We start from the raw sequence: 25,453 nt of genomic DNA, 5'->3' as shown, positions 1-25,453 counted from the left end.
AATGAAAAAACATAATTTTAGCGCAGGCCCTTGTATTTTACCTGATGAAGTCCTTAAAAAAGCATCAGAGGCCATTCTGAATTTTAATGATGATAATTTATCATTAATAGAAATTTCTCACAGAAGTAAATCTTTTGTAGCTGTTATGGAAAAAGCACGTTCTTTAGCCTTAGAATTGTTAGGGCTAGAGAATAAAGGATACAAAGCTTTATTTCTCCATGGCGGTGCTAGTTTAGAGTTTTTAATGGTTGCTTACAATTTATTAAATAAAAAAGCAGCCTATTTAAACACAGGCACCTGGTCTGACAAGGCAATAAAAGAAGCAAAAGCTTTTGGCGAAATGTCAGAAGTTGGATCCTCTAAGGATAAAGGTTATAATTACATCCCAAAAGGATATTCAATTCCTCAAGATGCAGATTATTTTCATTGTACAAGTAATAATACTGTTGCAGGAACTCAAATTAAAGAATTTCCTGAAACCAATGTTAGTATGGTTTGTGATATGAGTTCAGATATTTTTTCTCGTCAATTAGAGTTTGAGAAATTTGATTTAATCTATGCTGGTGCTCAAAAAAACATGGGTCCTGCTGGAACAACCTTGGTAATCATTAAGGAAGATATTTTAGGCAAAGTTGAAAGATACATTCCTTCTATGCTGAATTATCAAATACATATTGATAAAGACAGTATGTTTAATACGCCATCTGTTTTTTCTGTTTATGTCTCTATGCTTACTTTGGAGTGGTTAAAAGATTTAGGCGGAATTCCATTTATTGAAGAAGTAAACAATAAGAAAGCAGCGTTATTATACGATGAAATTGATAGAAATCCATTTTTTAAGGGAATTGTAGCCAAAGAAGATAGAAGTACTATGAATGCTACTTTTATTTTAACGGATGATGGTTTAACTGAAACTTTTAATACAATGTGGAAAGATGCAGGAATTAGTGGAATAAATGGTCATAGAAGTGTCGGTGGTTATAGAGCTAGTATGTATAATGCTTTGCCCCTATATAGTGTGCAAGTATTAGTGGATGTAATGCAGGCTTTCGAAAAAACTCAAAAATAGAATATAAATTGTCATTCCGATTGAAATAAAGGAATCTTAATAATGAGATTTCCACGTTGTTTTAATCCAAGTAGTGACCTACAACATTATAAATGAAAATATTAGCAAATGATGGAATTTCTAAAAGCGGAATTGACGCTTTAGAAAAAGGAGGTTTTGAAGTAATTACTGTTAAAGTAGCTCAGAATCAGTTAGAAAATTATATTAATAAACATAATATTGACGCAATTTTAGTTCGCAGTGCTACACAGGTTCGACAAGAACTAATTGAAGCTTGTCCAAGTTTAAAATTAATTGGACGCGGAGGAGTTGGTCTCGATAATATTGATGTTGATTATGCCGAAGATAATGGCTTACATGTTATAAACACACCTTCAGCATCCTCTAGTTCTGTAGCAGAATTAGTTTTTTCACATCTTTTCGGAATGGTAAGGTTTCTTCATTCATCAAATAGAGAAATGCCTTTAGAAGGAGATTCTCGTTTTAAAGAATTAAAGAAAGCCTACTCTCAAGGCACAGAATTAAGAGGTAAAACAATTGGTATTATTGGTTTTGGCCGAATAGGACAAGAAGTTGCTAAAATTGCTATTGGGCTAGGTATGAAAATTTTAGCCATAGATGAACAAATAAAAAGTGCAGCAATTACTTTGGAGTTTTTTAACGGACAAAAAACTACTTTTACAATCGATACTGTCCAAAAAGAAGTATTGTTAAAAGATTCAGATTTTATCACTTTACATGTTCCCTCCCAGGATGATTATATCATTTCAAAAAATGAATTTGAACAAATGAAAGATGGTGTAGGCATTATAAATACAGCAAGAGGAGGTCTTTTGCATGAAGTGGATTTAGTATCTGCCATCTCGAGTGGAAAAATACAATTTGCAGGTTTAGATGTCTTCGAAACAGAACCAACTCCTGCGGTTCAATTGTTAATGAATCCTGAAATTTCTTTAACACCCCATATTGGTGCTGCCACAAAAGAAGCACAAGACAGAATTGGTTTAGAGTTAGCAAAACAGATAATAGAACTTTTAGGTTCATGAATATAATAAAAGCAAATTTACTTCGAATACAAAAATCCATTCCTAAAAATATAACGCTAGTTGCGGTTTCTAAAACGAAACCGATAGCTGACTTACAGGAAGCATATGATGCCGGTCAACGTATTTTTGGCGAGAATAAAATTCAGGAAATGGCTGAAAAATTTGATGCTTTACCGAAAGATATTCAATGGCATATGATTGGTCATCTGCAAAGTAATAAGGTAAAATACATGGCTCATTTCGTTGATTTAATTCATGGAGTTGATAAATTAAAAACCTTAAAAGAGATTAATAAACAGGCAAAAAAGCATAATAGAATTATCAATTGTTTATTGCAAGCTAAAATAGCTAAAGAAGATACTAAATTTGGTCTCTCTTTTGATGAGATTGAAGCTGTTATAGGATCAGAAAAAATCTCTGACTTAGAAAACATAAAGATTGTTGGTTTTATGGGTATGGCAACATTTACAGATAATCAAGAGCAATTAAAAAAAGAGTTTTTATCCCTTAAATCATTTTTTGATACTCAAAAATTGAGAGCTCTAGCGAGTAACTGTGAACTAAAAATATTATCAATGGGGATGAGTGGGGACTATCCATTAGCCATTGAAAATGGTAGTACCATGATTAGAGTTGGTAGTTCTATATTTGGCAATCGTAATTATTATTAGTAATTTTATATTAAAGAAAAGAATTTGTACGCAATTTTAGATATAGAAACTACAGGAGGTAAATTTAATGAGGAGGGTATTACCGAAATTGCTATCTATAAATTTGATGGTCATGATATTGTAGATCAATTTATATCTTTAGTGAACCCTGAAAAACCCATACAAGAATTTGTTGTACAACTTACAGGTATTAACAATAAGATGCTCAAGAATGCACCCAAATTCTTTGAAGCTGCCAAACGAATTATAGAAATTACATCAGATTGTATTCTAGTTGCGCACAATACCACTTTTGATTATCGAATTCTAAGTACCGAATTTAATAGGTTAGGTTATGATTTTAATAGAAATACTTTATGTACAGTAGAATTAAGTCAGAAATTAATTTTAAATCAACCATCGTATAGCTTAGGAAAACTTACAAAATCATTGGGAATTCCTATGACTGATAGACATAGAGCTTCAGGTGATGCTTTGGCTACTGTTCAATTATTTAAATTACTTTTAGAAAAAGATGTTAATAAAGCAATTATACAAAATTCAATAAAATATTTTGATAGAAGACTTCAGAAACAAAAATTAAAAACTTTAATAGAGGAAACTCCTAATATTCAGGGGCTCTTTTATATTCATGATATCAATGGAAAAGTTATTTATTTAGGAAGAGGTAAAAACATTAAGGCGGAAGTAAACAAACTTTTTTTAAAAGTAACGACTCGAGCTGTTAAAATCCAAGAAAGGGTGGAAACTATTTCCTTTGACAAAACAGGTAATGATCTTTTTACAAATTTAAAATACGAAATAGAATTAGAAGTTTTATCTCCAAAATTTAATTTTAAAAAGAAACATAAGAAAATAAACAAAGATTTTAATAATGAAGATTTTATAATTGTTGAAAAGGGAAGAGAAGTTGAAGAACATGCCATAATTTTAGTAGAAAGAAATGAAGTTTTGGGATATGGCTATACAAACTTAAAGTTTCAAGAAAATAGATTAGATATATTAAAATCTATATTAACACCTATTGCAAACAAAATAAAGGCTAAAAATATTATAAAAAATTATATTAATAAAAATAAGGTGCAGAAAATTATTAGGTTGTGAATGGTAATAATAATTTTAGTTTTTCCTTGTAATTTTTTTACACGTTTATAAAATTTCAAGAAGATTTTGGATGAAAATTAAAGTTTAAATACCATTGTGTAGTTTTTAACCAGAGTCAATTCAATATTAATCAAATTTTCTATATTTAATTTACCTCGTAAAGAATAAAATAATAAGCTCTAAGTTCAATAATAAAAAATCAAAGAAATTCTTATTACTAAAATCAAAAGCTTTCAGTTGAAGATCTCTTGCTTCTTAATAAAGGAAAATTTTTAGTAATAAAAATATTTGTAGTATTGTAAGAATAAATAAAAATGAAAGTTGGAAAAATCTAGTAAAAATTTAAATTGGAAAGAAAAACTTCATGAAATCATTTATGAAGCAGATACTAAGGAAGGTAAACTTTTTGATGTTGTTTTACTTTTTGCTATTATCGCCAGTATAGTTCTGGTCATGTTGGAAAGTATAGAAAGTTTTGATGAAAAATATCATTATTTTTTAAACGTTTCTGAATGGATAATCACTATCCTTTTTTCAATTGAATATATTTTAAGAGTTGTTTCTATTAAAAAACCATTAAAATATATTTTTAGCTTTTACGGAATTATAGATTTACTCTCAACAATTCCCAAATACCTGTCATTTATTTTAGTAGGTTCTCATAGTCTAGTCGCTTTAAGAGCATTGCGTTTATTAAGGGTTTTTAGGATTTTAAAATTAGCAAGATACGTAGGAGCTTCTAATAAATTGCTGGTCGCTTTAAGAGCCAGTAGAGCCAAGATTGCTGTTTTTCTTTTTTTTGTAGTCATCGTTTGTATTATTTTAGGAACCATAATGTATATGGTAGAAGGAGAAGAAAATGGATTTACAAACATCCCAAAAAGTATATATTGGGCCATTGTAACATTAACTACAGTTGGTTTCGGAGATATTGCTCCTCAAACTCCTTTAGGCCAATTAATTGCGAGTGTTATTATGATTTTAGGATACTCTATTATTGCAATCCCAACAGGTATCGTAAGTTCAGAAATGACTAAAAATCACACTGAATTAGACTCTAATACGCAATCGTGTAAAAGTTGTGCCACAGAAAATCATAAAGATAAAGCAGCATATTGCTATCATTGTGGAAGTGAATTAAATGCATGAAACACATAGAAAGAAATACTTTAATTACTATTGTTGGTCCTACTGCAATTGGAAAAACTGCTTTGAGTATAAAACTCGCAAAGCACTTTAACGCTGATATAATTTCTTGTGACTCTAGACAATTCTACAAAGAAATGACCATTGGCACTGCTGTTCCTGAAACTGCTGAATTAGCAGCGGCACATCATCATTTTATTCAAAATAGAAGTATTTTTGAAGAGTATAATGTCGGTTCTTTCGAAAGAGATGCACTTCAAAAGTTAGATGATTTGTTTGAAGTAAATCCCGTTCAAATTATGGTCGGTGGTAGTGGATTATATGTAGATGCTGTTTTAAAAGGGTTGGATTATTTCCCAGAAGTTGATGTAAAAATTAGAGAAGAATTAACCACCCAATTGCAAGAAAAAGGAATTGAACACCTCCAAGAAAAATTGAAAGAATTAGACATAGAAACCTACAATAACATTGCTATCGATAATCCTCATAGAATTATGAGGGCTTTAGAAATTTGTATTGGCAGTAATAAGCCCTATTCTTCTTTTAAAAACAAACCAAAATGTCCTAGAAACTTTAATTCAATTAAAATTGGCTTAAATGCGGACAGAGAAATCATTTACAACAGAATAAACCTAAGAGTGGACAATATGATAGCAAATGGTTTGTTAGAAGAAGCAAAAAAGTTACACTCAAATAAAAAATTAAACGCTTTACAAACTGTAGGTTACAGAGAATTATTTTCTTTTTTTGATGGTGATTTCACAAAAGATTTTGCAATCTCTGAAATCAAAAAGAATACAAGGCGTTTTGCAAAAAGACAACTCACATGGTTTCGAAAAGATCAAGAAATTTTATGGTTTGATTATCAAAAAAACAGCCAGGAAATAATTAAGAACATTTCTGATAAAATTAACGCTATTTAGCACTTCTTAGTTTTTGTAATTCGGCTACTTTTATATCTTTGCTTAACTAAACCTATATCATGAAATCAAAAATCACAGTTCTTTTTATCGCTTTACTAAGCACCATTTCTATTGCACAAACAAAAGTTGGTACAATTGATAGCGATTATATTATGAGTTTAATGCCAGAAGCCAAAGTGGTTTTCGAAAGATCCCAAGCCTATGGAGCAAAATTAGATTCTTCCTTTTCTCTTAAAACACAGGATTTTCAGGCTAAAGTTCAGAATTTTAAAAATAAAGAAGAAGAAATGGGAGAATTAATGAAAAAAACAATAATTAAAGAAATTTCTGCCCTAGAAGAAGATATCAAAAAATATCAAAGCAATGGTAATAAATTAATGCAATTAAAAAAAAATGAGTTAATGCGTCCATTGTATAAAATATTAAATAATGCAATAAATACGGTTGCTAAAAAGAATGGTTATACACAGATATTAACAACTAAAGGGAATCAGTTTGCTTACATCGATGAAAAATTTGACGTAACAAAATTAGTAATTGCAGAATTAGGTATTCAAAAACAGGAAATCAAAAAGTAATTTATTTTAAATTCTAAATTTAAAACCTCACTTTTTGTGAGGTTTTTTACTTAAAGAACGTGACTCATTTTCGAATCGTTTTACAAGATACCAGGTTAACTTTTATAATTGAAACAAAAGAATGCAAACTACTAAACTTACCACAAAAAGTATTTTACCTCTAACCTGTTCTCGTTCCGGAAGCTGTTGTTTTGGTAAAGCTGTTATGTTAAATCCCTGGGAATTATACAGATTCAGTAAAGAGAAAGAAATTAGTCCAAAACAATTTCGTGATTTGTACACTAACTTTGGAGGTATTCAATTACGTTTTGACGGAAAAACAGATAAAAAAGGACAACAAGCATGCAGTCAATATATAGATGGATTTGGATGCAGCGTTCATCAAGGTCGTCCATTAGCCTGCAGATTATATCCTTTAGGCCGTCAAATACAATTTGATAAGTCGCACTATATTCATGAAGGTAAAACTTTTCCTTGTTTAACTGATTGTTCAGAAGTTTTAAAATTACCAAAACTTAGTGTAGGTGAATATCTTAAAGGCCAACAAGCAGATTCATTTGAAAAAGCACAAGATGAATATTTAATCATAATGCAAAACATTGCTGATATTGCTTTTGAATTATTATTAGATTCTGGTTTAGCCGCTTCTGGAGATACAAATACACTTGCAGCATGGAGAAAATTAGGTGACGAAGATTCTGAAATGTTAGCAAAAAGAATTGGGGAAGAATGGTTAAATATTTTGATGTTACCTCAAATTAAAGATGATATTAAAAACCCTGTAATTTTTGCTCATAAACACAATGAACTATTACTATCAAAAGTAGAAGAAAAATTTGGAGCTCTACAATCATATCAAGAACTTCATGAAGCCTCAGTGATAATAATGAGCGTGGCATTGCATTTATCTAGAGGTATAGGTGCTGATACAAAAGGAATTTCTGAACATTGGATAGAAATTGCAAAAAGCCATGGAGCAAAGGAATAGTTTTAATTATTGTAAAAAAAACACATAATCACCTATTATTAGTAACCTAAGTAAATAAGAATAATATATTTTGAGTTGACTTTACAAAAGCTAAGGAATAAAAATGTCTATAACCTAAGAAGTTAATATTTATATTAAATAACAAATGTTCTCAAATAGATCAAAATAAATAATTATAAAACCCTGAATAAATAAATTAATGTCCATTTTTTTTCAATAGCTCAGGAAACTTCTTTTTAAATTTATTTAATCTTGGCACAGAAACAGCTTTTACATATCCTTGGTTGGGATTTCTTCTCTCAAAATCTTGATGGTATTCCTCTGCCTCATAAAACTTTGTATGTTGAATAACTTCTGTAGCGATTTTACCCTTATAGATGTCTTTGTTTAATTTATAGATTGTGTTTTCAATAATGTTTTTTTCTTTATCATTTGAATAAAAAGCAATGGATCTATATTGTGATCCATAATCTGGATGTTGCCCATTTACAGTTGTTGGATCGTGAGAGCCAAAATAAACTGTAACCAAGGTTTCAAAACTTACTTTTGTGGGGTTGTAATATACAGCAACTGTTTCTGAATGTCCTGTGTTCCCAGTTCCTATTGATTTGTATGTAGGATTTAATGTATGTCCTCCAGCATAACCAGAAACTGCTTCCTCTACTCCTTTTACACTCTCAAAAATAGCTTCTACACACCAAAAACAACCACTAGCAAAATAAGCAACTTTGGTTTCTTTAGTTTGTATAAAAGTTGTTTTCGTAACTTCTTCCTTCTTGGAAAAACCCAAACAAGAAATTAGAAAAAAAATGGCCGTAAAAGTAAAAACTGATTTAATAATTTTCATATGTTAATTTTATGTTACTATAATTGAAATTTTTGAAAAGACCATGAAATAGTCTTCAATGTAAATTTCGTAACTTTTAATTTGATAAAAAAATACTATTAACAATAAAGTCGTATTAAATTAAAACTTCATACAATTTGTTTACAACTTTAGCATTTTGTTAAGAAACCGGGTTGTACGAATCCTAATAGATAATTACTTTTGTTATTCAATAATAAAAAATATTAATGGAGCATTTTATAGTTTCTGCACGTAAATATCGTCCTAAAAATTTCGAGGATGTTGTTGGCCAACAAGCCATAACAAATACGTTAGAAAATGCTATAAAAAACAATCATTTAGCACAGGCTCTTTTATTTACAGGACCAAGAGGTGTAGGTAAAACTTCTTGTGCAAGAATCTTAGCAAAAAAAATAAATCAACACAATGTTGAAATTTCTGGAGATGAAGATTTTGCTTTTAATATTTTTGAACTGGATGCCGCCTCTAACAATTCTGTAGATGATATTAGAAGTTTAACAGACCAAGTTAGAATTCCGCCTCAAACAGGAAAATATAAGGTATATATTATTGATGAAGTTCACATGCTTTCGCAAGCAGCTTTTAATGCTTTTTTAAAGACATTAGAAGAGCCTCCTGCACATACTATTTTTATTTTAGCGACCACAGAAAAGCATAAAATAATTCCGACTATTTTATCACGTTGTCAAATTTTTGATTTCAAAAGAATTGGAGTTTTAGATGCTAAAAATTATCTAAAAATAATTTGTGGAAAAGAAAATATAACAGCGGATGATGATGCTCTGCACATTATCGCTCAAAAGGCAGATGGAGCCATGAGAGATGCTTTATCAATTTTTGATCGAGTGGTTAGCTTTTCTGGAAAAAACTTAACACGTGAAGCCGTTACAGAAAACCTGAATGTATTAGATTATGATACTTATTTTAATATGACAGGTTTGTTATTAGAAAACAAAATACCAGATGTATTAAATGCGTTTAATACTATTTTAGGAAAAGGATTTGAAGGACATCATTTTATAAATGGATTAGCAAGTCATTTTAGAGATTTGTTAGTTGCCAAAGACAAAGCAACATTGGCCTTGTTAGAGGTAGGTGACACAGCAAAAAAGAAGTATTTAGAGCAAGCTACCAAAGCGAGTATTCCTTTTTTAATGCAATCCATTAGCAAAGCAAATGATTGTGATTTAAACTACAGATCTAGTAAAAATCAGCGATTACTGGTAGAATTAACCTTAATGCAAATTGCCTCTATCACTTTTGATGGAGAAAAAAAAAAGTCAGCTAACTACATAATTCCTGCTACTTTTTTCCAAGCACTTTCGCCAGCTGCAAAAGAAATATCGAAACCAATTCAGAAAAAACCTGAAGCCGTTCAGTCTCAAAAATTAGAAGAACCAAAGCCAAAAGTTAAAACACCTGTTTTAAAGTCTGCAGAAAAACGTTCTTCTTCTCTTTCTTTAAAGAGTATCCATCAGAAAAAACAAGAAAAAAAATTAGTTGTTGAAGAAAATTTCGATAACCACCCAAAAACTATTTTTACAGAAAAATTATTACAACAATTCTGGAAAGAGTATGTGGATTTATTGAATAAAAAAGGAGAACGAAGTATGGCTTCGATTGTAGGTACTGATGTTCCTAGACTAAAACAACATTTCAAAATTTCTTTTACGGTTCCTAATAAATTAATGCAAGATCAATTTAAAAAAGGAAGACCAAAACTATTAAACTTTTTAAGGGAAAAACTAAATAATTATGGAATTAAAATTGATGCTATTTTAAACGAAACAGTAGAAAAAAAGTTTGCTTATACGCCTTTGGAGAAATTTAACAAATTGAAAGAGAAAAACCCACTTTTAGAAAAACTACGCCAATCTTTTGAATTAGATATGTAGCCATAAATTCGATTTTAAAGACCCAATTCTTACAGAATATAATTTCTACTCAAATGATTACAAAAAGATTGCTAGATTAAAAGTAGAAGGTAATTACAAGAAATGCTCTTAGTATATAAAAATTCATTGATAGTAGTAACAAGTTAACAAAAGCTCTAGTCAAATAGAAACTAATTGTTTTTGCTAAGTCACTAATTTTTTCCCTAAATAAGATAGCACTAATTCTTTTCTTTCTTCTGTTGTTTTCTGAAATTCTGGAACCAAATACAAGCCTTTATCTTTTTCAATAAATAATGGAATTGATTTTTCCTCCAAAGCCAATAAATCTAATGTTTTATAATATTCTTTCTCTGAAATTATTTTAACTTCATTAATTATAGGATTCTCTCTATAAGCCTCACATAAATTAATAAAATCATCATTAGGCGTGAAAAAGTTTTTTCTTTCTTCAATAGTTGCATTTTTAGTTTCAACAGAAGAAGCTATTTTGTAGGAGCCATGTTCTCCAAAAATCTTAGAAAAATTAGTTAGCGCTTGTTTATTAACAGCATCACTACCAGTAATTGCTATTAGGTAACCAACATCATTTAATTCTATATTATCGGTTAAATTATCTTGGTAAACATTAACATTAAAGGCTTCTAAACCATCATTTAGAGCCTCTTCAATAAAGTTTTTATTTGCATCAATCAATACTACTCTTTTCCCTTTATCTCTTAAAAAACGAGCAATTAATCTTGATGGACTTGAAGCACCAACAATAAGAATCGACTCAGAACTTTTTAGAAATACCCCTATCATTTTTGCAAATAATCTTGCTGTAGTAGCATTTAAAAGCACAGTTCCTAGCACAATCATAAAAACCAACGGTGTAATATATTCTGCACCTTCCACTCCTTCTTTCAATAACTTACTTCCAAATAAAGAAGCAATTCCTGCAGCTACAATTCCTCTCGGCCCTACCCAACTAATAAATAATTTTTCTTTAAATTCTAGATTTGATTTATAAGTACTTGCAAATACCGCCAGAGGTCTAATTACAAAAACAACGATTGCAAATAACAAGACTGTTTTCCATGTATACAATAACATTAAATCTTCGATATTAATATTTGCAGATAACAAGATAAATAACATAGAAATTAGCAAAACACTCAAAGATTCTTTAAAATAAAGTAATTCTTTTATATTCTTAAGTTTTCCATTTCCTAAAACCATGCCCATTACAACAACAGCTAAAAGACCTGATTCATGAGCAAATACTTCTGATTCTACAAATACTAGTAATACCGTTGATAAAGAAACAACATTTAATAAATAATGTGGAATTAATTTTTTGTTGATAACATAAGCTAATGCATGCGCAAATGTAAATCCAAAACTAGTACCAAATAATAAAATTTTTCCAAATTCCATTAATGCAGTTTTAGTAAATCCTCCTCCTCCTCCAACACTAATAAACTCAAAAACCAATACAGCAACTAATGCTCCTATTGGATCTATTAAAATTCCTTCCCATTTTAGAACTGTAGAAATATCCTTTTTTAGAGGAATATTTCTTAAAATTGGAGTAATCACGGTTGGCCCGGTAACAATGATTAATCCTGAAAATAAAAACGATAAATCCCAACCTAAACCAAAAATAAAATGTGCAACAATTCCTGCTCCAAAAAATGTAATTGCAGAACCTAAAGTGATAAGCTTTGTGATTACAGGGCCTACATTTATAATTTCATTCCTTTTAAGCGTAAGTCCACCTTCAAAAAGGATAATACTTATCGAGAGAGATACAAAATAATATAGATTATCTCCAGGGAATAATCCTTTTTCACCATTCCAAATGGGTTCTATCCATTTAGAACCATCTTCACTTAAATATGCTGCAGCGATTGGTCCTACTAATAAACCTATTAATATTAAAGGCAAAATTGCTGGGATTTTAAACTTCCAAGCAAACCATTGAGCCAATATTCCTAAAATTATAATTCCTGCTAACTCTAACATAAATCAATGTGTGCTTTTAATTGTAAATTTAACAATCTTTATTCATCATAAAAATTAAATTTATAGTTTTTTTCTTTCTTACAAAGTTCCTTATATTGTGCCAATAAACGATTTTTAAAGACTTCCTATTGCAAAAGATAGACAAAATACTTATTGGTGTTGCTTTTTCTCCAAACTTAAAACCAAACATTTTTGAAGCGGTAAGATTAGCTAATATGTTTGATGCTGAATTAGTAGGAGTGCATGTAGGCAAAAAAACTGACAAAAAAATTACTGATTTAAATGCTCTTTTAGAAGAAGCAGACTCTTTAAATAAAAATTTTAAAGTAATCTGGCAAGAAGGAAAACCAGTAGATGTAATTTTACAAACATCTTCTAACGAAAATATTGATTTACTAATTCTTGGAGCCCTTCAAAGAGAAAATTTATTTAAATATTATGTAGGTTCTATTGCTAGAAAGATTACGAGAAAAGCACCTTGCTCTGTTCTTTTACTAATAAAACCATCGGTTGAAAGAGTTTCCTGTAAACACATAGTAGTTAATGGTTTAAGCGACAATAGAACAGAAGAAACTATTAAAACTTCTTTTTTTATAACCAAAAAATTAAATTGTAAAAAAATTACCATCGTTGAGGAAATTAAACAAGAAGAGTTACACGTGAAAGTTAATGATGATATTTCTTTAAGAAGAGCCACTATTGCTAAGGAACGAATTAAAACAAGAGAAGATAGACGTGTAAAAAGTATTTTAAAGGATATAGATTGTTCTAATCTATCTGTAAAGACTCAAAGTATCTTTGGTAAAAGAGGTTATTCTATTGGTCATTATGCGAAACTTAAAAGAGCTGATTTATTAGTGATGAATGCTCCTTCTAAATTAAGTGTATTAGACAGAATTTTCCCTCATGATATTGAATATATTTTATCAGAATTACCCACAGATGTTTTAATTGTAAAATAAATGAAAAAACAAAGTATATTTAAAACATTTATATCTGAAATTCCACAGAATCTATTTGCTGGTTTTGTAGTTTCTTTAATTGCACTACCCTTGGGTTTAGGTTTGGCTTTGGCATCTGGTGCTCCTCCTATTTCTGGAATCATTGCTGCCATTGTTGGTGGAACAGTAGTTTCTTTAATTGGTGGTTCTAATGTGACAATTACAGGTCCAGGTAATGGTTTAGTAGTCGTAATATTAGCGGCTATAACAACACTTGGGAATGGAGATATGCACCAAGGCTTTTTATACACTTTGGCTGCCATTGTAATTTCTGGAATAATAATGATTATTTTAGGTTTTTTAAGAATGGGGTCTTTAGGTGATTTCTTTCCATCCTCAGCAATTCAAGGAATGTTGGCTGCCATCGGTATTGGTATATTCGCAAAACAGATACATGTAATGTTGGGCAATACTGCTACAAAGGGTAGTATTATTGAGTTACTTATTCAGCTCCCTGAGGGAATAATAAATCTTATCAATACTGAAAACTCTAGCATGTTTTATGCTGGTTTAGTGGGAATTGTGAGCTTACTGATTATGATATTTTATGGAAAAATTAGAAATAGATATTTTCAATTAGTTCCTGCTCCTATGTGGATTGTAGTTTTATGTGTGGGTATGTACTATTATTTTGATGTTTTTTCAAGCTCAGATTATCCGATTCATAAAAGCTTATTAATTAGTTTACCGAATGATATTTTATCAAATTTTGCTTTTCCAGATTTTAGTAAAGTGTACGAGCTTAGCTTTATAAATGCTGTAATTGGAATTACATTAATTGCTAGTATAGAAAGTTTACTCAGTATTAAAGCTGTTGATAAATTAGATCCTTTAAAAAGACGTTCTAATGTAAACAAAGATATTAGAGCTTTAGGATTGGCTACTGTCATTAGTGGCTTTTTAGGAGGTTTAAATGTTGTAACTGTAATTGCGAGAAGTTCTGTAAATGTAAATAATAACGGTTCTAACAGATCTGCTAACTTTTTTCATGCAGGCTTTTTGTTGGCTTTTATTTTATTATTTGCAACGGAATTACGCAAAATACCATTGCCCGCTTTAGCTGCAATTTTGGTTTTTACAGGGTATAAACTAGCTTCCCCAGAAAACATTAGAAAGGTTTTTAAAGTTGGTAAAGAACAATTAATTATTTTTTTAGTAACGCTGTTCACAACAATTGCAACGAGTCTAATTACAGGTATTTTAGTAGGAATTTTGATTACTTTAATCATTCATATTATCATCAACAAAAAAGCAAGTTTATTCTTTAAAAACATTTTAAAACCAAATGTATTAATGTTTAAAGAAGATCAAAAATATTATGTAAGTGTGAAACATTTTTCTAGCTTCCTAAACTATACCAAACTAAAATCGAAATTAAATCAAATTCCAGAAACAGAAGAAGCAATTATCGATTTTTCTATGTGTGATTTTGTGGATGATTCCGTAATGGAAAACATGAACAATTTCGCAGAAACCTTTGCCCGAAAAGGAGGTCATTTTGAAGTAATTGGTTTAGATGACTCTAAACCTGCAAGTGATCATCCATTTGCTTTGCGCAAAATTATCCCTAAACAAATACAGAAAATAAATAAAGTTTTAACGAAAAGGCAAAAATCAATAGAAAAAATTAGTTTAGAAATGCATTGGAAATACGATGCTTTTTCTGAGCAAGAAATGAAAGAATTACCCACTTTTGGATATTTTAAAAATAGAAGGATAAACAAAGTTTCTAACGTACTTTCTAACGGGGACTGCACTATTTTCGATGTACAATTTTCCGAAGGTGAAATGATTGCCAAACAAGTAATTAAGTCTACAATGCTGCATATTCACACAAAAAAAGACATTCCTTTTTTTACTTTGGATAAGGAAGGTATTTTTGAATATATTATGGACTTTGCTGGTTATAAAGATATTGATATCGATGACCATCCAGATTTTAGCAAACGATTTTATTTATCTGGGAAAAATCAAAAAAAAATAAGAATCTTTTTTACTGATGAATTAATTTTGTTCTTTGAAAGTAATAAACAATATCATATTGAAGCTTCAGAAAACGGACTCTTAATTATCGGAAATGAACGTTTTTCTAGTGTAAAAGAAATGAAAGCTCTAGCCTATTTTGGAATTGGGCTGCAAAAAATAATTTAATTATAATGTTAGGATTACAATTTGAGACAGAAACTTCTTGGGCAACAATAGCCAAAGATAACTTACAACAGATATTAACAGACCACGCTTTTTTAGAACAAAAAGCTGCTTCAAACGCGGTTTCTATTATTATTAATTATTCTGAAGAAACTGAATTAGTAAAAGAAATGAGCAACATTGCCATTGAAGAAATGCAACATTTTAAAATGGTACATTTATTAATGGTAAAACGTGGAATGGTTTTAGGGAGAGAACAAAAGAATGATTATGCCATTAGATTACAAAAATTTTTTACTAAAACAAAAGATCGAACGAATGCTCTAGTGCAGCGGTTACTAATTGCTGCTTTAATTGAAGCAAGGAGTTGTGAACGTTTTAAAGTATTTTCTGAAAACATGGAAGATCAAGAATTGGCTAAATTCTATAACAACCTAATGATTTCTGAAGCGAGCCATTACACTACTTTTTTACAATTTGCTCGTAAATATCAAGACAGAGAAATTGTTGACGCAAAATGGAGTGCATTGGTTAACTTTGAAGCAGATATGATGAAAGAGCGAGGAAGATTAGCTAAAATTCACGGATAACAGCGTTAAACAAGTTAATTTTAATTAATTTAAAAATATGTTCTCTAAAGAAGAAGCTGCATTATTGCGTAAAGAATTCTGGACAAGTTTTGGAAAGTCTTTTCCAAGGAAATGGTTGTTATATAACACTAAAATTAAGGGCTTCTCTTTTAAATTTGTTGCTGATAGAAAGAAAGCAATGGTTAGCTTAGATATTGAACACCCAGAAGAAATTGCGAATGAATTGTTGTATGATCAAATGATTTCTTTAAAAGTTTTGTTAGAAGCTGAAATGCCTGAAGTTATTTTTGATAATTCTTATGAGCTAGAAAGTAGAAAAATAATTCATAGAATTTATGTTCCTTTTGATGGAAAATTTAGCATTCATAATAAAAATACTTGGAGAGATTGCTATGAGTTTTTTGTAGAAACAATGCCTAAATTTGAACTCTTTTTCTATGAATATGAAGATTTTATTAAACAAGCTACCTAAATAATTCTTGCGCTAAATCTTATTATTAAGTTACGTTAAGGTTTGAAGCCAGATTCCTTTTTTTTTTGAAAAAACATGTAATCACAAGCTTAAATTGGTTATGAATAATTCAGGATTTAGTAATGCTACAAAAATCAACCAAAAAGAACAACTTAAATTATATGAATTATTTTTCTATTGAATAAAAGTAATACTAAAAGGATAATAGGGTGCTTCATTATTACTTGCTTTAATTGCATTAATAATCGGGAAAATAAAAGAGAATACAACAACTGCTATGATTCCTATAATTCCTAAACCTAATAATAATATTAGTGGAATACACAATAAAATATAAATAAAAATAGAAATTCTAAAATTTATAATTGATTTTCCATGCAAGTTCATTCCTATTATTTCGTCTTTTTTTGTGAGCCATAAAACTAAAGGCACTATAAAGCCTCCAATTCCTGTTACAAAATCTAATAATTGACTTAAATGTGTTAGTACTAAAAGTTGTTTATTTTCTTTCATAATTCTTTTTATGCTTTGTGGTTGTCTATATACTAGACGAAAATTTGCTTGTTATGTTACAATTTTTACTTTAAAAATCTAAATTAACCTCCGTATATTTACAAAATGATTCAACAAGATACTATTATAGCTTTAGCAACTCCTGCTGGAGTTGGTGCAATTTCTATAATTAGACTTTCTGGTGAAAAAGCTATTGATATTGTTGACGTCAATTTTAGAGCTATAAATAAATCTAAGCTTTTAAAAGATCAAAAATCTCATACTATTCTTTTAGGTCATATTATAAATAAAGATACGATTTTAGATGAAGTTTTAGTGTCTGTTTTTAAAAACCCTCGTTCTTATACTGGAGAAAATGTAGTTGAAATTTCTTGTCATGGTTCTAGTTTTATTCAGCAAGAAATTATCCAGTTATTCCTTCAAAACGGTTGTAGAATGGCTGATAATGGTGAGTTTACAATGCGAGCTTTTTTAAATGGGAAGATGGATTTGTCTCAAGCTGAAGCTGTTGCAGATGTGATTTCATCTAATTCTGCTGCGAGTCATCAAATGGCAATTCAGCAAATGCGTGGAGGAATTACGAATGAACTAAAAGAATTACGTACTCAATTATTAAATTTTGCAGCTTTAATAGAACTTGAATTAGATTTTGCTGGTGAAGATGTTGAATTTGCTGATAGAACTAAGTTTAAAGAACTAGTTTCAAAAATCACATTTGTTTTAAAACGTTTAATTGATTCTTTTTCTTTTGGAAATGCTATGAAAAATGGAATTCCTGTTGCCATTATAGGCGAGCCAAATGTGGGGAAATCTACACTTTTAAACGCACTTTTAAATGAAGAAAAAGCGATTGTTTCTGATATTGCCGGCACTACTAGAGATGCTATTGAAGATGAATTAATTATTGATGGTGTTGCTTTTCGTTTTATTGATACCGCAGGAATTAGAGAAACTGAAGATGTTATTGAAAGCATCGGGATTAAAAAAGCATATGAAAAAGCAGAAAATGCTCAGTTGATTATTTTCTTGATTGATTCGAATAAATTTGCTTATTCAAGTGAAGATTTTTTACATGAAATTAAAATAATCAAAGATCGATTTCCAAACAAGAGATTACTTGTAATTGCGAATAAAGTTGATACTTTGTCATGTTACGACTCTTCTATATTACAATCAGAAATTGAAAACTTAATTCTTTTATCAGCAAAAAATAAAACAGGAATAGATGGTTTAAAACAAGAATTGACTTCTCTTGTTAATATTGGAGCTTTAAGTAATAATGAAACTATTGTAACCAATTCTCGTCATTTTGAAGCTCTAAATAATGCATTAATTGCTATTACCTCTGTACAACAAGGAATTGATATAGAAATATCAACCGATTTATTTTCAATTGATATTAGAGAGTGTTTGCGTCATTTGGGTAACATTACGGGAGAATATGATGTTGACAAAGATATTCTTGGACATATTTTTAGTAATTTTTGTATTGGTAAATAATTTGTATTACTAATAGCTTCTTTTGATAGATCTTTGTTTTCTTTGATAATAAAATCGAGTTAAAGTATTTCTTTTTTTTTACTTTTATTTAAATAACGTTTGTCCATTTTAAAATACATTTAGCATTTTCCTTTGTGGGTTTTATGAGGAGACATGAATTAAAAGCAAGTAAAATTTCACCCTATATTTAAAAGACAAATTATAAATTATATCAGAAAAATAAAATGAAAGCTCAAGATTTAGTTGGTACATATTCCATTATTGGAAGTAATCAAGATGCTTTAGAAAACGCATATAAAGGGGAACTCCATTTATCTTTAGATCTTAACAATAGAATTCTTGCAAAATGGATTATCAACAAAACACAAGAACAATTTGGGACTGGTTTTTTTAAAAACAATATTCTAGTAATCAACTTTAATTATAAATGTGAAGAAAAAAAAATCTATAAAGGTGTTGTAGTTTATAAATGTTTAAACAAAGATATTTTAGAAGGCTTTTGGTCTGAAGAGAAAGGAAATCCTAAATTTATTGGATCTGAAAATTGCTTTCGTATCAAAAAAAATAGACTTATAAATTAATTATGAATTGTCCCTGTAATCCAAATCGATTGTACAAAGATTGTTGCCAGAAAGCTCACAAAAACATAAAAAAAGTTATTTCTGCAGAACAATTAATGCGTTCTAGATATAGTGCTTTCGTCTTGGCGGATATAAAATATTTAAATAAAAGTCATCATAGCTCAACACGTCCTTCGAAAAAAGAATACAAAGAATTAGAACTATGGGCAAGGTCTGTGAGATGGGTTAAATTAGAAATACTAAATTCTAAAGAATACTTTGTTGAATTTAAAGCAACCTTTATAGAGAATGGAAGTTTTGATATTATTCAAGAAAACTCTGTTTTTTGTAAAGAAAATAATTATTGGGTATATCTAAATGCTAAATAATTTTAATTTTCAATACTATAATTTCTCTTTTTAATGGAGTATTCCAAAAGCTATTATATTGCCTTAATCTCCATTATTTACTCATTAAAATAACTTAAAAAGCACTTAATAACAGTCAAAAATCAAACGTCAAAAAAATTTAATTTAAACAAACTTATTCATTTATTTTTTTTGTCAGAACACATTTAAAATAAATCTATACTAAGATTTTAGTTTTTTTTAGATAAGCTTTCTTTTCGAATAATAATTAACATTTATCATATTTCAAAAAAAAAAGACACCTTAAATTTGCCTTGAATTTAATTGAAAATTAAAATAATTTTGAAGAAAAAGATCCTTGTACTATTATTCTTATTGAATAGCTATATTATAAACTCACAAGAACATTTTAGAAATGTGAGAATTAGTCCCGTTTTAAGTCACACATACATTCCTAAGGCAACCAATGATGGTGATAAAACCGTTATTGTGCCTTCAATTGGTCTAGATATAGAATATTGGTTTAATAAAAAATGGGGAATTGGTTTCCATAATGATTTAGAACTCGAAAGTTTTGAAATAGAAAAAGATCAACAATTCTTTATTGAAAAAGAGTTTCCTGTAGTTTTAACTTTTGATGCACTTTGGAAGTTCTTTAAAGAATGGATTTTAGTTTTTGGTACTGGTGTTGAAATTGAAAAAGCGGAGAATCTTTTTATAATTAGAGCTGGCTTAGAATATGAAGTAGAATTTGGAAATCATTGGGATGTTGCTCCCACTATTTTTTATGATTATCGTTCAAATAATTTTGGCACTTGGTCTATTGGTATTGGAATTGGTAAACGTTTTTAATAATCCTTTAAAACAGAAGAGTATATTTCCGCGAATTTCAATAGGTTAATAAATAAATCATGCTTCTGTTTATAAATAAATCTTTATAAAGTAATATAATAATAAATTCTAACTATTTTTTCAATGCTATAAAAGCTAAATCAGGATTATAGCGTTAGAACAACTAAAAAAAAAGTGAAGAAATTTTTGACTAGTAAAAACTTTTAAATTTAAATAAATTGAAGTATTTATTATTTGGGTGTTTATATATTAATTGAACTTATACATTGAATTCATTAGCATTTGAATTTTTTAAGAGTTCGCTTATTGAAAAAACATCTTTCAAAACATTCCTTTGAGATCTGCTTGGCATGGGAGTTAATTCTTTCCTATTTGCTTTAATATTGGTAAAATAATCATTTAAGGATTCTAAATAATCTAGCATATTTGAATTTAAATATACAATAAAATCGTATTCAGATGATTCACTTCTTAAACTTCTTGCACCTGCCTTTATAGCTGACTTTAATCCCTTTTCATGCTTTATGTCAACTATTGAAATTTTATTTCTTAATTTAAATTTTATATCTTGTAGTAAATGAAGTGTATTGTCAGTACTACCATTGTTTACAAAACATACGTTGTAGGCATCTAAATCTAATAATTTTTCTATTTCGTTATTTTCAATTTCTTTTTCGTTATTTAAAAATATAATAATGACTCCTGAGTTCATTAAAAAGATGTTTTTTGAAATTATTTAAAAGGCTTTGCTTGTAAATCTCTTACAGCATATGACCTTAAAATTATCATTTTTTTCATGATAATCTCTAAGTAACGAAATTAGTAACTTATTGAAGTAAAATTTTTATTTTTCGCTCTTTAAACGATATATGTAGACGAAATGCATGTTTTATTAAGACGAAAATTTAAAGTAAATCTAATCGCTTCATTAATTCTGGTCTTTTAGACCTACTAACCGGAATTACATCCTTTTTAATTAAAACACTATTATCTTCGATATCAATAATTTTTTTGATATTAATAACATAAGAACGATGAATTTTTAAAAATAACGAATCTGGAAGTTTTTCTTCTATTTTCTTTAATGTTGAGTGTACAATATAATTTTTATCTTCAGTTTTTATTTGAATATAATCTCCTCTGGCCTCAATTAAATATATACTAGGTAAATCAATTTTTATTAACCGTCTATCAATATTAATATAGAAATCGTTTGAATTATCTTCTTTTGTGTTATTTTCTTTTATTGACTCAATTTTATTTTTTTGAGCTTTTTGAACTGCTTTTTTAAAGCGTGATAGTTCTAATGGTTTAAGGAGGTAATCTATAATAAAATCATATTCAAATGCTTCTATAGCAAAATTAGGATCTGAAGTTGTTAATATAATTTTTGGAGGATTTTTTAATGTTTTCATGAAATCTAAACCATTAAAATCTGGCATATGCAAATCTAAAAAAATTAAATCTATTTGATTTTCATTCAAAAATTTAATAGCCTGTATGGCATTCGAGAACTCATCAACAACCTTTAACTCTGAAATTTCTTCACTTAAAGTTCGAGTAATAACTCTTGCCATTTTTTCATCATCAATAATAATACACTCCATGTAAAATAATTATTTTTCCATAATTGATATCGTTGTTGGTATATTAAAAAAATAATGCAAACCTATAAAAACTGGGGGTTTTCAAATTTAATAGCCATAACAACTGTTAAAAGAACTAAAATACTATTTTTTTATAAGAATAACACTTAAAGAGTTTTTATTTTTTTAATGTAAAATAAAAAATGGTTCCTTTATCTATTTCAGATTCAAGCCAAACTTCACCTTTATAGATATCTACAATTTTTTTAACTATTGATAAGCCTATACCTGATGAATCTTTTGATTTTTCAAGTGATTGAAATATTTTGAAAATACGTTCAAAATGTCTTTTTTCAATACCAATGCCATTATCTTTAATTGAAAACTTGTAAAAAGAATGAAAATCTTCCACGTCAATATTTATAAATCCTTCTTTTTTGTTACTAAACTTAATTGCATTTCCAATTAAATTTTGAAATAATTGTTGAAACTTTGTTTTATCACCTTTTATAGATGGTAGCTTATTTAAAATATTAATAGAAATATTTTTAGGTATGTATAAAACATTAATTAAGTTTCTTATTAGTGGGTCTAATTTCACATATTCATCATTCGAAACATTTGCATCTAAACTAGCGTACTTTAAAACATCAGTAATTAGATTATCCATGGTTTCTAAAGTTAAATCTAAATCTTGAAAATTTTGTAAACTCTCCTCATCAAATACATTTATATTGTCTGTTTTTATCCATGATATTAAAGCTGTAATACTTCTTAATGGAGATTTTAAATCATGAGAAACTATGTGCGCGTACTCCTGTAATTCCTGATTACTTTTTTCTAATTTTCTTAAAAGTTCTATATTTTTTGTTTCAGCCTCTTTTCTTTCCCTTAAATTTAGGGCACTTTTAAATTGCAATGCAACTATAACGGCTGTACTTTCTAATGCAGTTACATGTTCTTTTTTAAAATAATTCTTTTCTTTATGTTCGGCATCAATAACACCAATAATATGACCATCACTTATTATAGGCACCGTAATTTCGGAAAATCTAAATTCATCATCTATTATATATCTCTCATCCTTACTGGTATCATTTATTATTTCATACTTCCCAGTATTTGCAACTTCACCAACAATACCTTTTCCTATTGGTATAACTATTTTATTTAATATCTCTTTATTTGGAGATAATTTATTTCCTGATGCAGCTATTTGTTCTAAAGTATTTGTGCAATCATCAACTAAATAAATTACGCAATCATTCGTTCCTAAATAGCTAGCAATTTGATTAGAAATTAACCAAGCTATTTCAGTTATATTTTCTTTTCCTAAAATAGATTTTGCTATGTTGTTATTTAAGTCTAATATTATTTTCTTCTCTCTTTCTTCCGTTATATCTCTTATAATTCCTTGGGCTCCAATGGCATTATTAGAATTATCAAAAATAATACTTGCATTAATTTGAACCCATTTTATTTTTTTACTTTTTGTAATAATTCTTGCAGTATATTGATAAAAATAACCTTTTTTTATTAACTCTGCAAATGATTCCATTGCATAAGTATAGTCCTCTTCATAAATAAGATCTAAAACATTTATAGCTTCTTTTCTAAAATTATAACCAAAAAAACTTTCAGCAATATCATTTATTTTCAACACATTACCTTCCAAATCCATTGCAATGTAGGCATCATTTATATTCTCAAAAACACCTTGTAATTGAGAGTTTTTTTCTACTAAAAGGTCTTCTAGTTTTTTATTAACTTTTTTTAATTCTTCAGCAGTATTATATAGTTCTAAAGACTTACTCTCGAGAATTTCTTCAGCTAACGCTCTAGCTTTCTTTTGACGCTCTAATTCTCTTTGAAAGATTTCTTTTTTTATCAAACTTTAATTGAGTATAAATTTGTTTGGAATCTAGTAACGCAAGGTAACAATAATTTTGATTTTATAATTTATAATATTAGACATTAAAAATGGTAATCCTATCTAAATAATATAGAATACACTTCATTATCACTCTTTGAAGTCCCTCGAACCATTTTTTTAATACTCTTAACATTATTTAAAAGTAAATTCCATAAATTTTTTCATATGAACAACTATTGATAATAAATAATTAAGACTCTTTAACTAAACTAATTTATTTCCATTTTAATGAAGGTAATTTTCTCATCATTTAATTCTACAAAACTGAAATATTTAGTTAAATAACTTTATTTTAAAATTATTCAAGTAAAAAGAGCATAGCTCATTTAAGAAATTTAAAATAAATTCACTAAAACTAAATTATGTCATTTTATGATTACGGTATTTTATAATTGATTAATAGTTATACTTCTATAGATAAAATTCAATTAAATATAGATGAATTAATAGAATACAAAATCAGAAAATAAATTTATCTTAAAAACAACTTCGTGCACTGCTTCCAGCAGAAGATAAAATAGGTTCTAATGGAGAAATAAAAGGTATGCCTAAACCCAAACCTCTTAAAATAAATAAAGTGCCAATAAAAACAACAAAAATTGGAATTGCTTTTTGAATATTTTTTCTGAAGTTACCTTTGGTAAAGCGGCCTAAATAAACCACCGCTGTCATTAACGGAATGGTACCTAAACCAAATAAAAACATATATAAACTGCCTGACAGTGGATTAGAAGCTGCTATTGCTCCAAAAATAGCCATATATACCAAACCACAAGGTAAAAAACCATTTAAAAATCCAATGGTAAAAAAAGTGTCATTTCCTTTCTTTTTCAACTCTTTTCCTAAGCTATTTTTTATTCTGAAAATGATGGTACTTATATTTTTAGAAAAACTGAATTTTTTAAATATTCTAGGAAAAAGAATTATAAAAATCATTAAAACACCTGTAATAATCGATAATTGCTGCTGAAATCCAAAGAAATAAAAACCTTTGCCTAAAATACCAAAAAGCAAACCAATGAAGCTATAAGTTAATAACCTTCCAAAATGATAACTTAAAATTTGGAAAAAAGTTTTTAACGGTTTCTGTCTGTCTACCGGCAGCATAAAAGCTATTGGACCACACATTCCTATGCAATGAAAACTCCCGAATACACCAAATATGATTGCAGATAAAAACATTATAAGTTTAATTCTTTTTTAAATAAATAATCTTTTTTCTCATAAGTCCAAGACACAATAATGTTCCAACGACCATCTAATAAACGTTTCTCAGGCACGAGCAAATATGGTTTAGAGATTGAAATAGGTATTTCAAAATCTAATTGTTTATTAGATGGTCTGTATAGGAACACTTTTCCATTAATCATTTTATAATCTAAATCTTTCGGAAAATTTACGGTTAGTCCGAATTCAGAATGTTTTAGTTTTACATTCTCTATTAAATTTTTTGCATTTTTCTCAGCTTCAATTTGTTTTTGGTATTGTAATTCTTGCTGATAATAGATATCAGTTACTAAATCATAACTGTATTTATTATTTGTACTCATAGTAATTACAAAATACATAATAAAACTTATAAACGCCGCAATAACAATAACGATACCTGTACCCCAATTTATTTTCATAATTCTATTC

At 28.5% G+C, this 25,453-nt stretch carries 25 protein-coding genes; 17 read left to right on the top strand and 8 right to left on the bottom strand.

The window, feature by feature from the left end; translation table 11 throughout:
• The first annotated feature begins 1 nt into the window (after position 1).
• From serC to BLT88_RS07185, 8 genes are all read left to right on the top strand, one after another.
• Entirely contained in the window at positions 2 to 1,069 is a 1,068-nt protein-coding gene (gene serC, locus BLT88_RS07220; RefSeq protein ID WP_091953946.1) for a 3-phosphoserine/phosphohydroxythreonine transaminase, read from the top strand.
• 92 nt (positions 1,070 to 1,161) lie between these two features.
• On the top strand, positions 1,162 to 2,115 hold the full coding sequence (locus BLT88_RS07215; RefSeq protein WP_091953945.1) for a D-2-hydroxyacid dehydrogenase: 954 nt from the start codon (positions 1,162 to 1,164) through the stop codon (positions 2,113 to 2,115).
• Entirely contained in the window at positions 2,112 to 2,786 is a 675-nt protein-coding gene (locus tag BLT88_RS07210; protein ID WP_091953943.1) for a YggS family pyridoxal phosphate-dependent enzyme, read from the top strand. The genes BLT88_RS07215 and BLT88_RS07210 overlap by 4 nt, the downstream gene beginning before the upstream one ends.
• A gap of 24 nt (positions 2,787 to 2,810) precedes the next feature.
• Positions 2,811 to 3,890 carry an exonuclease domain-containing protein gene (locus BLT88_RS07205; protein WP_091953942.1) on the top strand — a complete coding sequence of 360 codons (1,080 nt, stop codon included), beginning with the start codon at positions 2,811 to 2,813 and terminating at the stop codon, positions 3,888 to 3,890.
• A 321-nt stretch (positions 3,891 to 4,211) separates the two neighbouring features.
• Positions 4,212 to 5,039 carry an ion transporter gene (locus tag BLT88_RS07200; RefSeq protein WP_036786218.1) on the top strand — a complete coding sequence of 276 codons (828 nt, stop codon included), beginning with the start codon at positions 4,212 to 4,214 and terminating at the stop codon, positions 5,037 to 5,039.
• A complete protein-coding gene (gene miaA, locus BLT88_RS07195) occupies positions 5,036 to 5,959 on the top strand; it encodes a tRNA (adenosine(37)-N6)-dimethylallyltransferase MiaA (RefSeq protein WP_091953940.1) in 924 nt (307 codons plus the stop codon). Before BLT88_RS07200 ends, miaA begins: the two co-directional genes overlap by 4 nt.
• A gap of 59 nt (positions 5,960 to 6,018) precedes the next feature.
• Positions 6,019 to 6,537, top strand: coding sequence for an OmpH family outer membrane protein (locus tag BLT88_RS07190; protein WP_091953939.1), 519 nt, complete (start codon positions 6,019 to 6,021; stop codon positions 6,535 to 6,537).
• A gap of 121 nt (positions 6,538 to 6,658) precedes the next feature.
• The gene (locus tag BLT88_RS07185) at positions 6,659 to 7,525 is read left to right on the top strand and encodes a YkgJ family cysteine cluster protein (RefSeq protein ID WP_091953937.1); all 867 of its coding nucleotides are present in this window, start codon (positions 6,659 to 6,661) and stop codon (positions 7,523 to 7,525) included.
• A gap of 196 nt (positions 7,526 to 7,721) precedes the next feature.
• On the opposite strand, the gene msrA is transcribed toward BLT88_RS07185, so the two are convergent.
• Positions 7,722 to 8,372: a peptide-methionine (S)-S-oxide reductase MsrA gene (gene msrA / locus BLT88_RS07180; protein ID WP_091953936.1), complete on the bottom strand. Its 651-nt coding sequence runs from the start codon at positions 8,370 to 8,372 to the stop codon at positions 7,722 to 7,724.
• 227 nt (positions 8,373 to 8,599) lie between these two features.
• Here msrA and dnaX point away from each other — a divergent pair, with 227 nt between their 5' ends.
• Positions 8,600 to 10,288, top strand: a complete 1,689-nt coding sequence (dnaX, locus tag BLT88_RS07175; protein ID WP_091953934.1) for a DNA polymerase III subunit gamma/tau — start codon at positions 8,600 to 8,602, stop codon at positions 10,286 to 10,288.
• A gap of 183 nt (positions 10,289 to 10,471) precedes the next feature.
• Here the strand turns inward: dnaX and BLT88_RS07170 are convergent, their stop codons facing one another.
• Complete coding sequence (locus tag BLT88_RS07170; protein ID WP_091953932.1) at positions 10,472 to 12,292, bottom strand: sodium:proton antiporter; 1,821 nt, start codon at positions 12,290 to 12,292, stop codon at positions 10,472 to 10,474.
• 128 nt (positions 12,293 to 12,420) lie between these two features.
• On the opposite strand from BLT88_RS07170, the gene BLT88_RS07165 reads away from it, so the two are divergent.
• The 4 genes from BLT88_RS07165 to BLT88_RS07150 are packed head-to-tail and all read left to right on the top strand — an operon-like array spanning position 12,421 to position 16,503.
• A complete protein-coding gene (locus BLT88_RS07165) occupies positions 12,421 to 13,254 on the top strand; it encodes a universal stress protein (protein WP_036786205.1) in 834 nt (277 codons plus the stop codon).
• The gene (locus BLT88_RS07160) at positions 13,255 to 15,444 is read left to right on the top strand and encodes a SulP family inorganic anion transporter (RefSeq protein ID WP_091953931.1); all 2,190 of its coding nucleotides are present in this window, start codon (positions 13,255 to 13,257) and stop codon (positions 15,442 to 15,444) included.
• A gap of 5 nt (positions 15,445 to 15,449) precedes the next feature.
• A complete protein-coding gene (locus BLT88_RS07155) occupies positions 15,450 to 16,031 on the top strand; it encodes a tRNA-(ms[2]io[6]A)-hydroxylase (RefSeq protein ID WP_091953929.1) in 582 nt (193 codons plus the stop codon).
• A gap of 37 nt (positions 16,032 to 16,068) precedes the next feature.
• Positions 16,069 to 16,503 carry a DUF4268 domain-containing protein gene (locus BLT88_RS07150; protein ID WP_036786197.1) on the top strand — a complete coding sequence of 145 codons (435 nt, stop codon included), beginning with the start codon at positions 16,069 to 16,071 and terminating at the stop codon, positions 16,501 to 16,503.
• Between the two features lie 174 nt (positions 16,504 to 16,677).
• Here the strand turns inward: BLT88_RS07150 and BLT88_RS07145 are convergent, their stop codons facing one another.
• The gene (locus BLT88_RS07145; protein ID WP_091953928.1) at positions 16,678 to 17,016 is read right to left on the bottom strand and encodes a DUF4870 domain-containing protein; all 339 of its coding nucleotides are present in this window, start codon (positions 17,014 to 17,016) and stop codon (positions 16,678 to 16,680) included.
• Positions 17,017 to 17,121: 105 nt separating this feature from the next.
• Here BLT88_RS07145 and mnmE point away from each other — a divergent pair, with 105 nt between their 5' ends.
• The 4 genes from mnmE to BLT88_RS07125 all read left to right on the top strand — a co-directional run bounded on the left by mnmE (position 17,122) and on the right by BLT88_RS07125 (position 20,296).
• Positions 17,122 to 18,516, top strand: coding sequence for a tRNA uridine-5-carboxymethylaminomethyl(34) synthesis GTPase MnmE (gene mnmE, locus BLT88_RS07140; RefSeq protein ID WP_091953926.1), 1,395 nt, complete (start codon positions 17,122 to 17,124; stop codon positions 18,514 to 18,516).
• Positions 18,517 to 18,740: 224 nt separating this feature from the next.
• A complete protein-coding gene (locus tag BLT88_RS07135) occupies positions 18,741 to 19,097 on the top strand; it encodes a hypothetical protein (RefSeq protein WP_091953925.1) in 357 nt (118 codons plus the stop codon).
• Positions 19,098 to 19,099: 2 nt separating this feature from the next.
• Positions 19,100 to 19,465: a YchJ family protein gene (locus tag BLT88_RS07130; RefSeq protein ID WP_091953923.1), complete on the top strand. Its 366-nt coding sequence runs from the start codon at positions 19,100 to 19,102 to the stop codon at positions 19,463 to 19,465.
• A gap of 321 nt (positions 19,466 to 19,786) precedes the next feature.
• The gene (locus BLT88_RS07125; protein WP_143741107.1) at positions 19,787 to 20,296 is read left to right on the top strand and encodes a hypothetical protein; all 510 of its coding nucleotides are present in this window, start codon (positions 19,787 to 19,789) and stop codon (positions 20,294 to 20,296) included.
• A gap of 259 nt (positions 20,297 to 20,555) precedes the next feature.
• On the opposite strand, the gene BLT88_RS07120 is transcribed toward BLT88_RS07125, so the two are convergent.
• From BLT88_RS07120 to BLT88_RS07100, 5 genes are all read right to left on the bottom strand, one after another.
• Positions 20,556 to 21,008 carry a glycosyltransferase gene (locus tag BLT88_RS07120; RefSeq protein ID WP_091953921.1) on the bottom strand — a complete coding sequence of 151 codons (453 nt, stop codon included), beginning with the start codon at positions 21,006 to 21,008 and terminating at the stop codon, positions 20,556 to 20,558.
• Positions 21,009 to 21,201: 193 nt separating this feature from the next.
• Entirely contained in the window at positions 21,202 to 21,903 is a 702-nt protein-coding gene (locus tag BLT88_RS07115) for a LytTR family DNA-binding domain-containing protein (RefSeq protein WP_036786170.1), read from the bottom strand.
• 157 nt (positions 21,904 to 22,060) lie between these two features.
• The gene (locus tag BLT88_RS07110) at positions 22,061 to 23,773 is read right to left on the bottom strand and encodes an ATP-binding protein (RefSeq protein WP_091953920.1); all 1,713 of its coding nucleotides are present in this window, start codon (positions 23,771 to 23,773) and stop codon (positions 22,061 to 22,063) included.
• Between the two features lie 519 nt (positions 23,774 to 24,292).
• Positions 24,293 to 24,997 carry a sulfite exporter TauE/SafE family protein gene (locus BLT88_RS07105; RefSeq protein ID WP_091953918.1) on the bottom strand — a complete coding sequence of 235 codons (705 nt, stop codon included), beginning with the start codon at positions 24,995 to 24,997 and terminating at the stop codon, positions 24,293 to 24,295.
• Positions 24,997 to 25,443 (bottom strand): FixH family protein, encoded by a 447-nt coding sequence (locus tag BLT88_RS07100; RefSeq protein WP_091953917.1) that lies wholly within the window; start codon positions 25,441 to 25,443, stop codon positions 24,997 to 24,999. The genes BLT88_RS07105 and BLT88_RS07100 overlap by 1 nt, the downstream gene beginning before the upstream one ends.
• Between the last annotated feature and the right edge of the window lie 10 nt (positions 25,444 to 25,453).

The organism is Polaribacter sp. Hel1_33_78 (assembly GCF_900106075.1).
Taxonomy (GTDB): Bacteria; Bacteroidota; Bacteroidia; order Flavobacteriales; family Flavobacteriaceae; genus Polaribacter.
This window is presented reverse-complemented; position numbering and strand designations above follow the sequence as displayed.

Excerpts from the sequence above, each read along its gene's own strand:
- mnmE (WP_091953926.1), top strand. The coding sequence starts at position 17,122 with ATGATTCAACAAGATACTATTATAGCTTTAGCAACTCCTGCTGGAGTT.
- BLT88_RS07145 (WP_091953928.1), bottom strand. The coding sequence starts at position 17,016 with ATGAAAGAAAATAAACAACTTTTAGTACTAACACATTTAAGTCAATTA.
- BLT88_RS07215 (WP_091953945.1), top strand. The coding sequence starts at position 1,162 with ATGAAAATATTAGCAAATGATGGAATTTCTAAAAGCGGAATTGACGCT.
- BLT88_RS07185 (WP_091953937.1), top strand. The coding sequence starts at position 6,659 with ATGCAAACTACTAAACTTACCACAAAAAGTATTTTACCTCTAACCTGT.
- serC (WP_091953946.1), top strand. The coding sequence starts at position 2 with ATGAAAAAACATAATTTTAGCGCAGGCCCTTGTATTTTACCTGATGAA.
- BLT88_RS07190 (WP_091953939.1), top strand. The coding sequence starts at position 6,019 with ATGAAATCAAAAATCACAGTTCTTTTTATCGCTTTACTAAGCACCATT.
- miaA (WP_091953940.1), top strand. The coding sequence starts at position 5,036 with ATGAAACACATAGAAAGAAATACTTTAATTACTATTGTTGGTCCTACT.
- BLT88_RS07155 (WP_091953929.1), top strand. The coding sequence starts at position 15,450 with ATGTTAGGATTACAATTTGAGACAGAAACTTCTTGGGCAACAATAGCC.
- BLT88_RS07115 (WP_036786170.1), bottom strand. The coding sequence starts at position 21,903 with ATGGAGTGTATTATTATTGATGATGAAAAAATGGCAAGAGTTATTACT.
- BLT88_RS07135 (WP_091953925.1), top strand. The coding sequence starts at position 18,741 with ATGAAAGCTCAAGATTTAGTTGGTACATATTCCATTATTGGAAGTAAT.
- msrA (WP_091953936.1), bottom strand. The coding sequence starts at position 8,372 with ATGAAAATTATTAAATCAGTTTTTACTTTTACGGCCATTTTTTTTCTA.
- BLT88_RS07130 (WP_091953923.1), top strand. The coding sequence starts at position 19,100 with ATGAATTGTCCCTGTAATCCAAATCGATTGTACAAAGATTGTTGCCAG.
- BLT88_RS07100 (WP_091953917.1), bottom strand. The coding sequence starts at position 25,443 with ATGAAAATAAATTGGGGTACAGGTATCGTTATTGTTATTGCGGCGTTT.
- BLT88_RS07170 (WP_091953932.1), bottom strand. The coding sequence starts at position 12,292 with ATGTTAGAGTTAGCAGGAATTATAATTTTAGGAATATTGGCTCAATGG.
- BLT88_RS07160 (WP_091953931.1), top strand. The coding sequence starts at position 13,255 with ATGAAAAAACAAAGTATATTTAAAACATTTATATCTGAAATTCCACAG.
- BLT88_RS07150 (WP_036786197.1), top strand. The coding sequence starts at position 16,069 with ATGTTCTCTAAAGAAGAAGCTGCATTATTGCGTAAAGAATTCTGGACA.
- BLT88_RS07105 (WP_091953918.1), bottom strand. The coding sequence starts at position 24,997 with ATGTTTTTATCTGCAATCATATTTGGTGTATTCGGGAGTTTTCATTGC.
- BLT88_RS07210 (WP_091953943.1), top strand. The coding sequence starts at position 2,112 with ATGAATATAATAAAAGCAAATTTACTTCGAATACAAAAATCCATTCCT.
- BLT88_RS07120 (WP_091953921.1), bottom strand. The coding sequence starts at position 21,008 with ATGAACTCAGGAGTCATTATTATATTTTTAAATAACGAAAAAGAAATT.
- dnaX (WP_091953934.1), top strand. The coding sequence starts at position 8,600 with ATGGAGCATTTTATAGTTTCTGCACGTAAATATCGTCCTAAAAATTTC.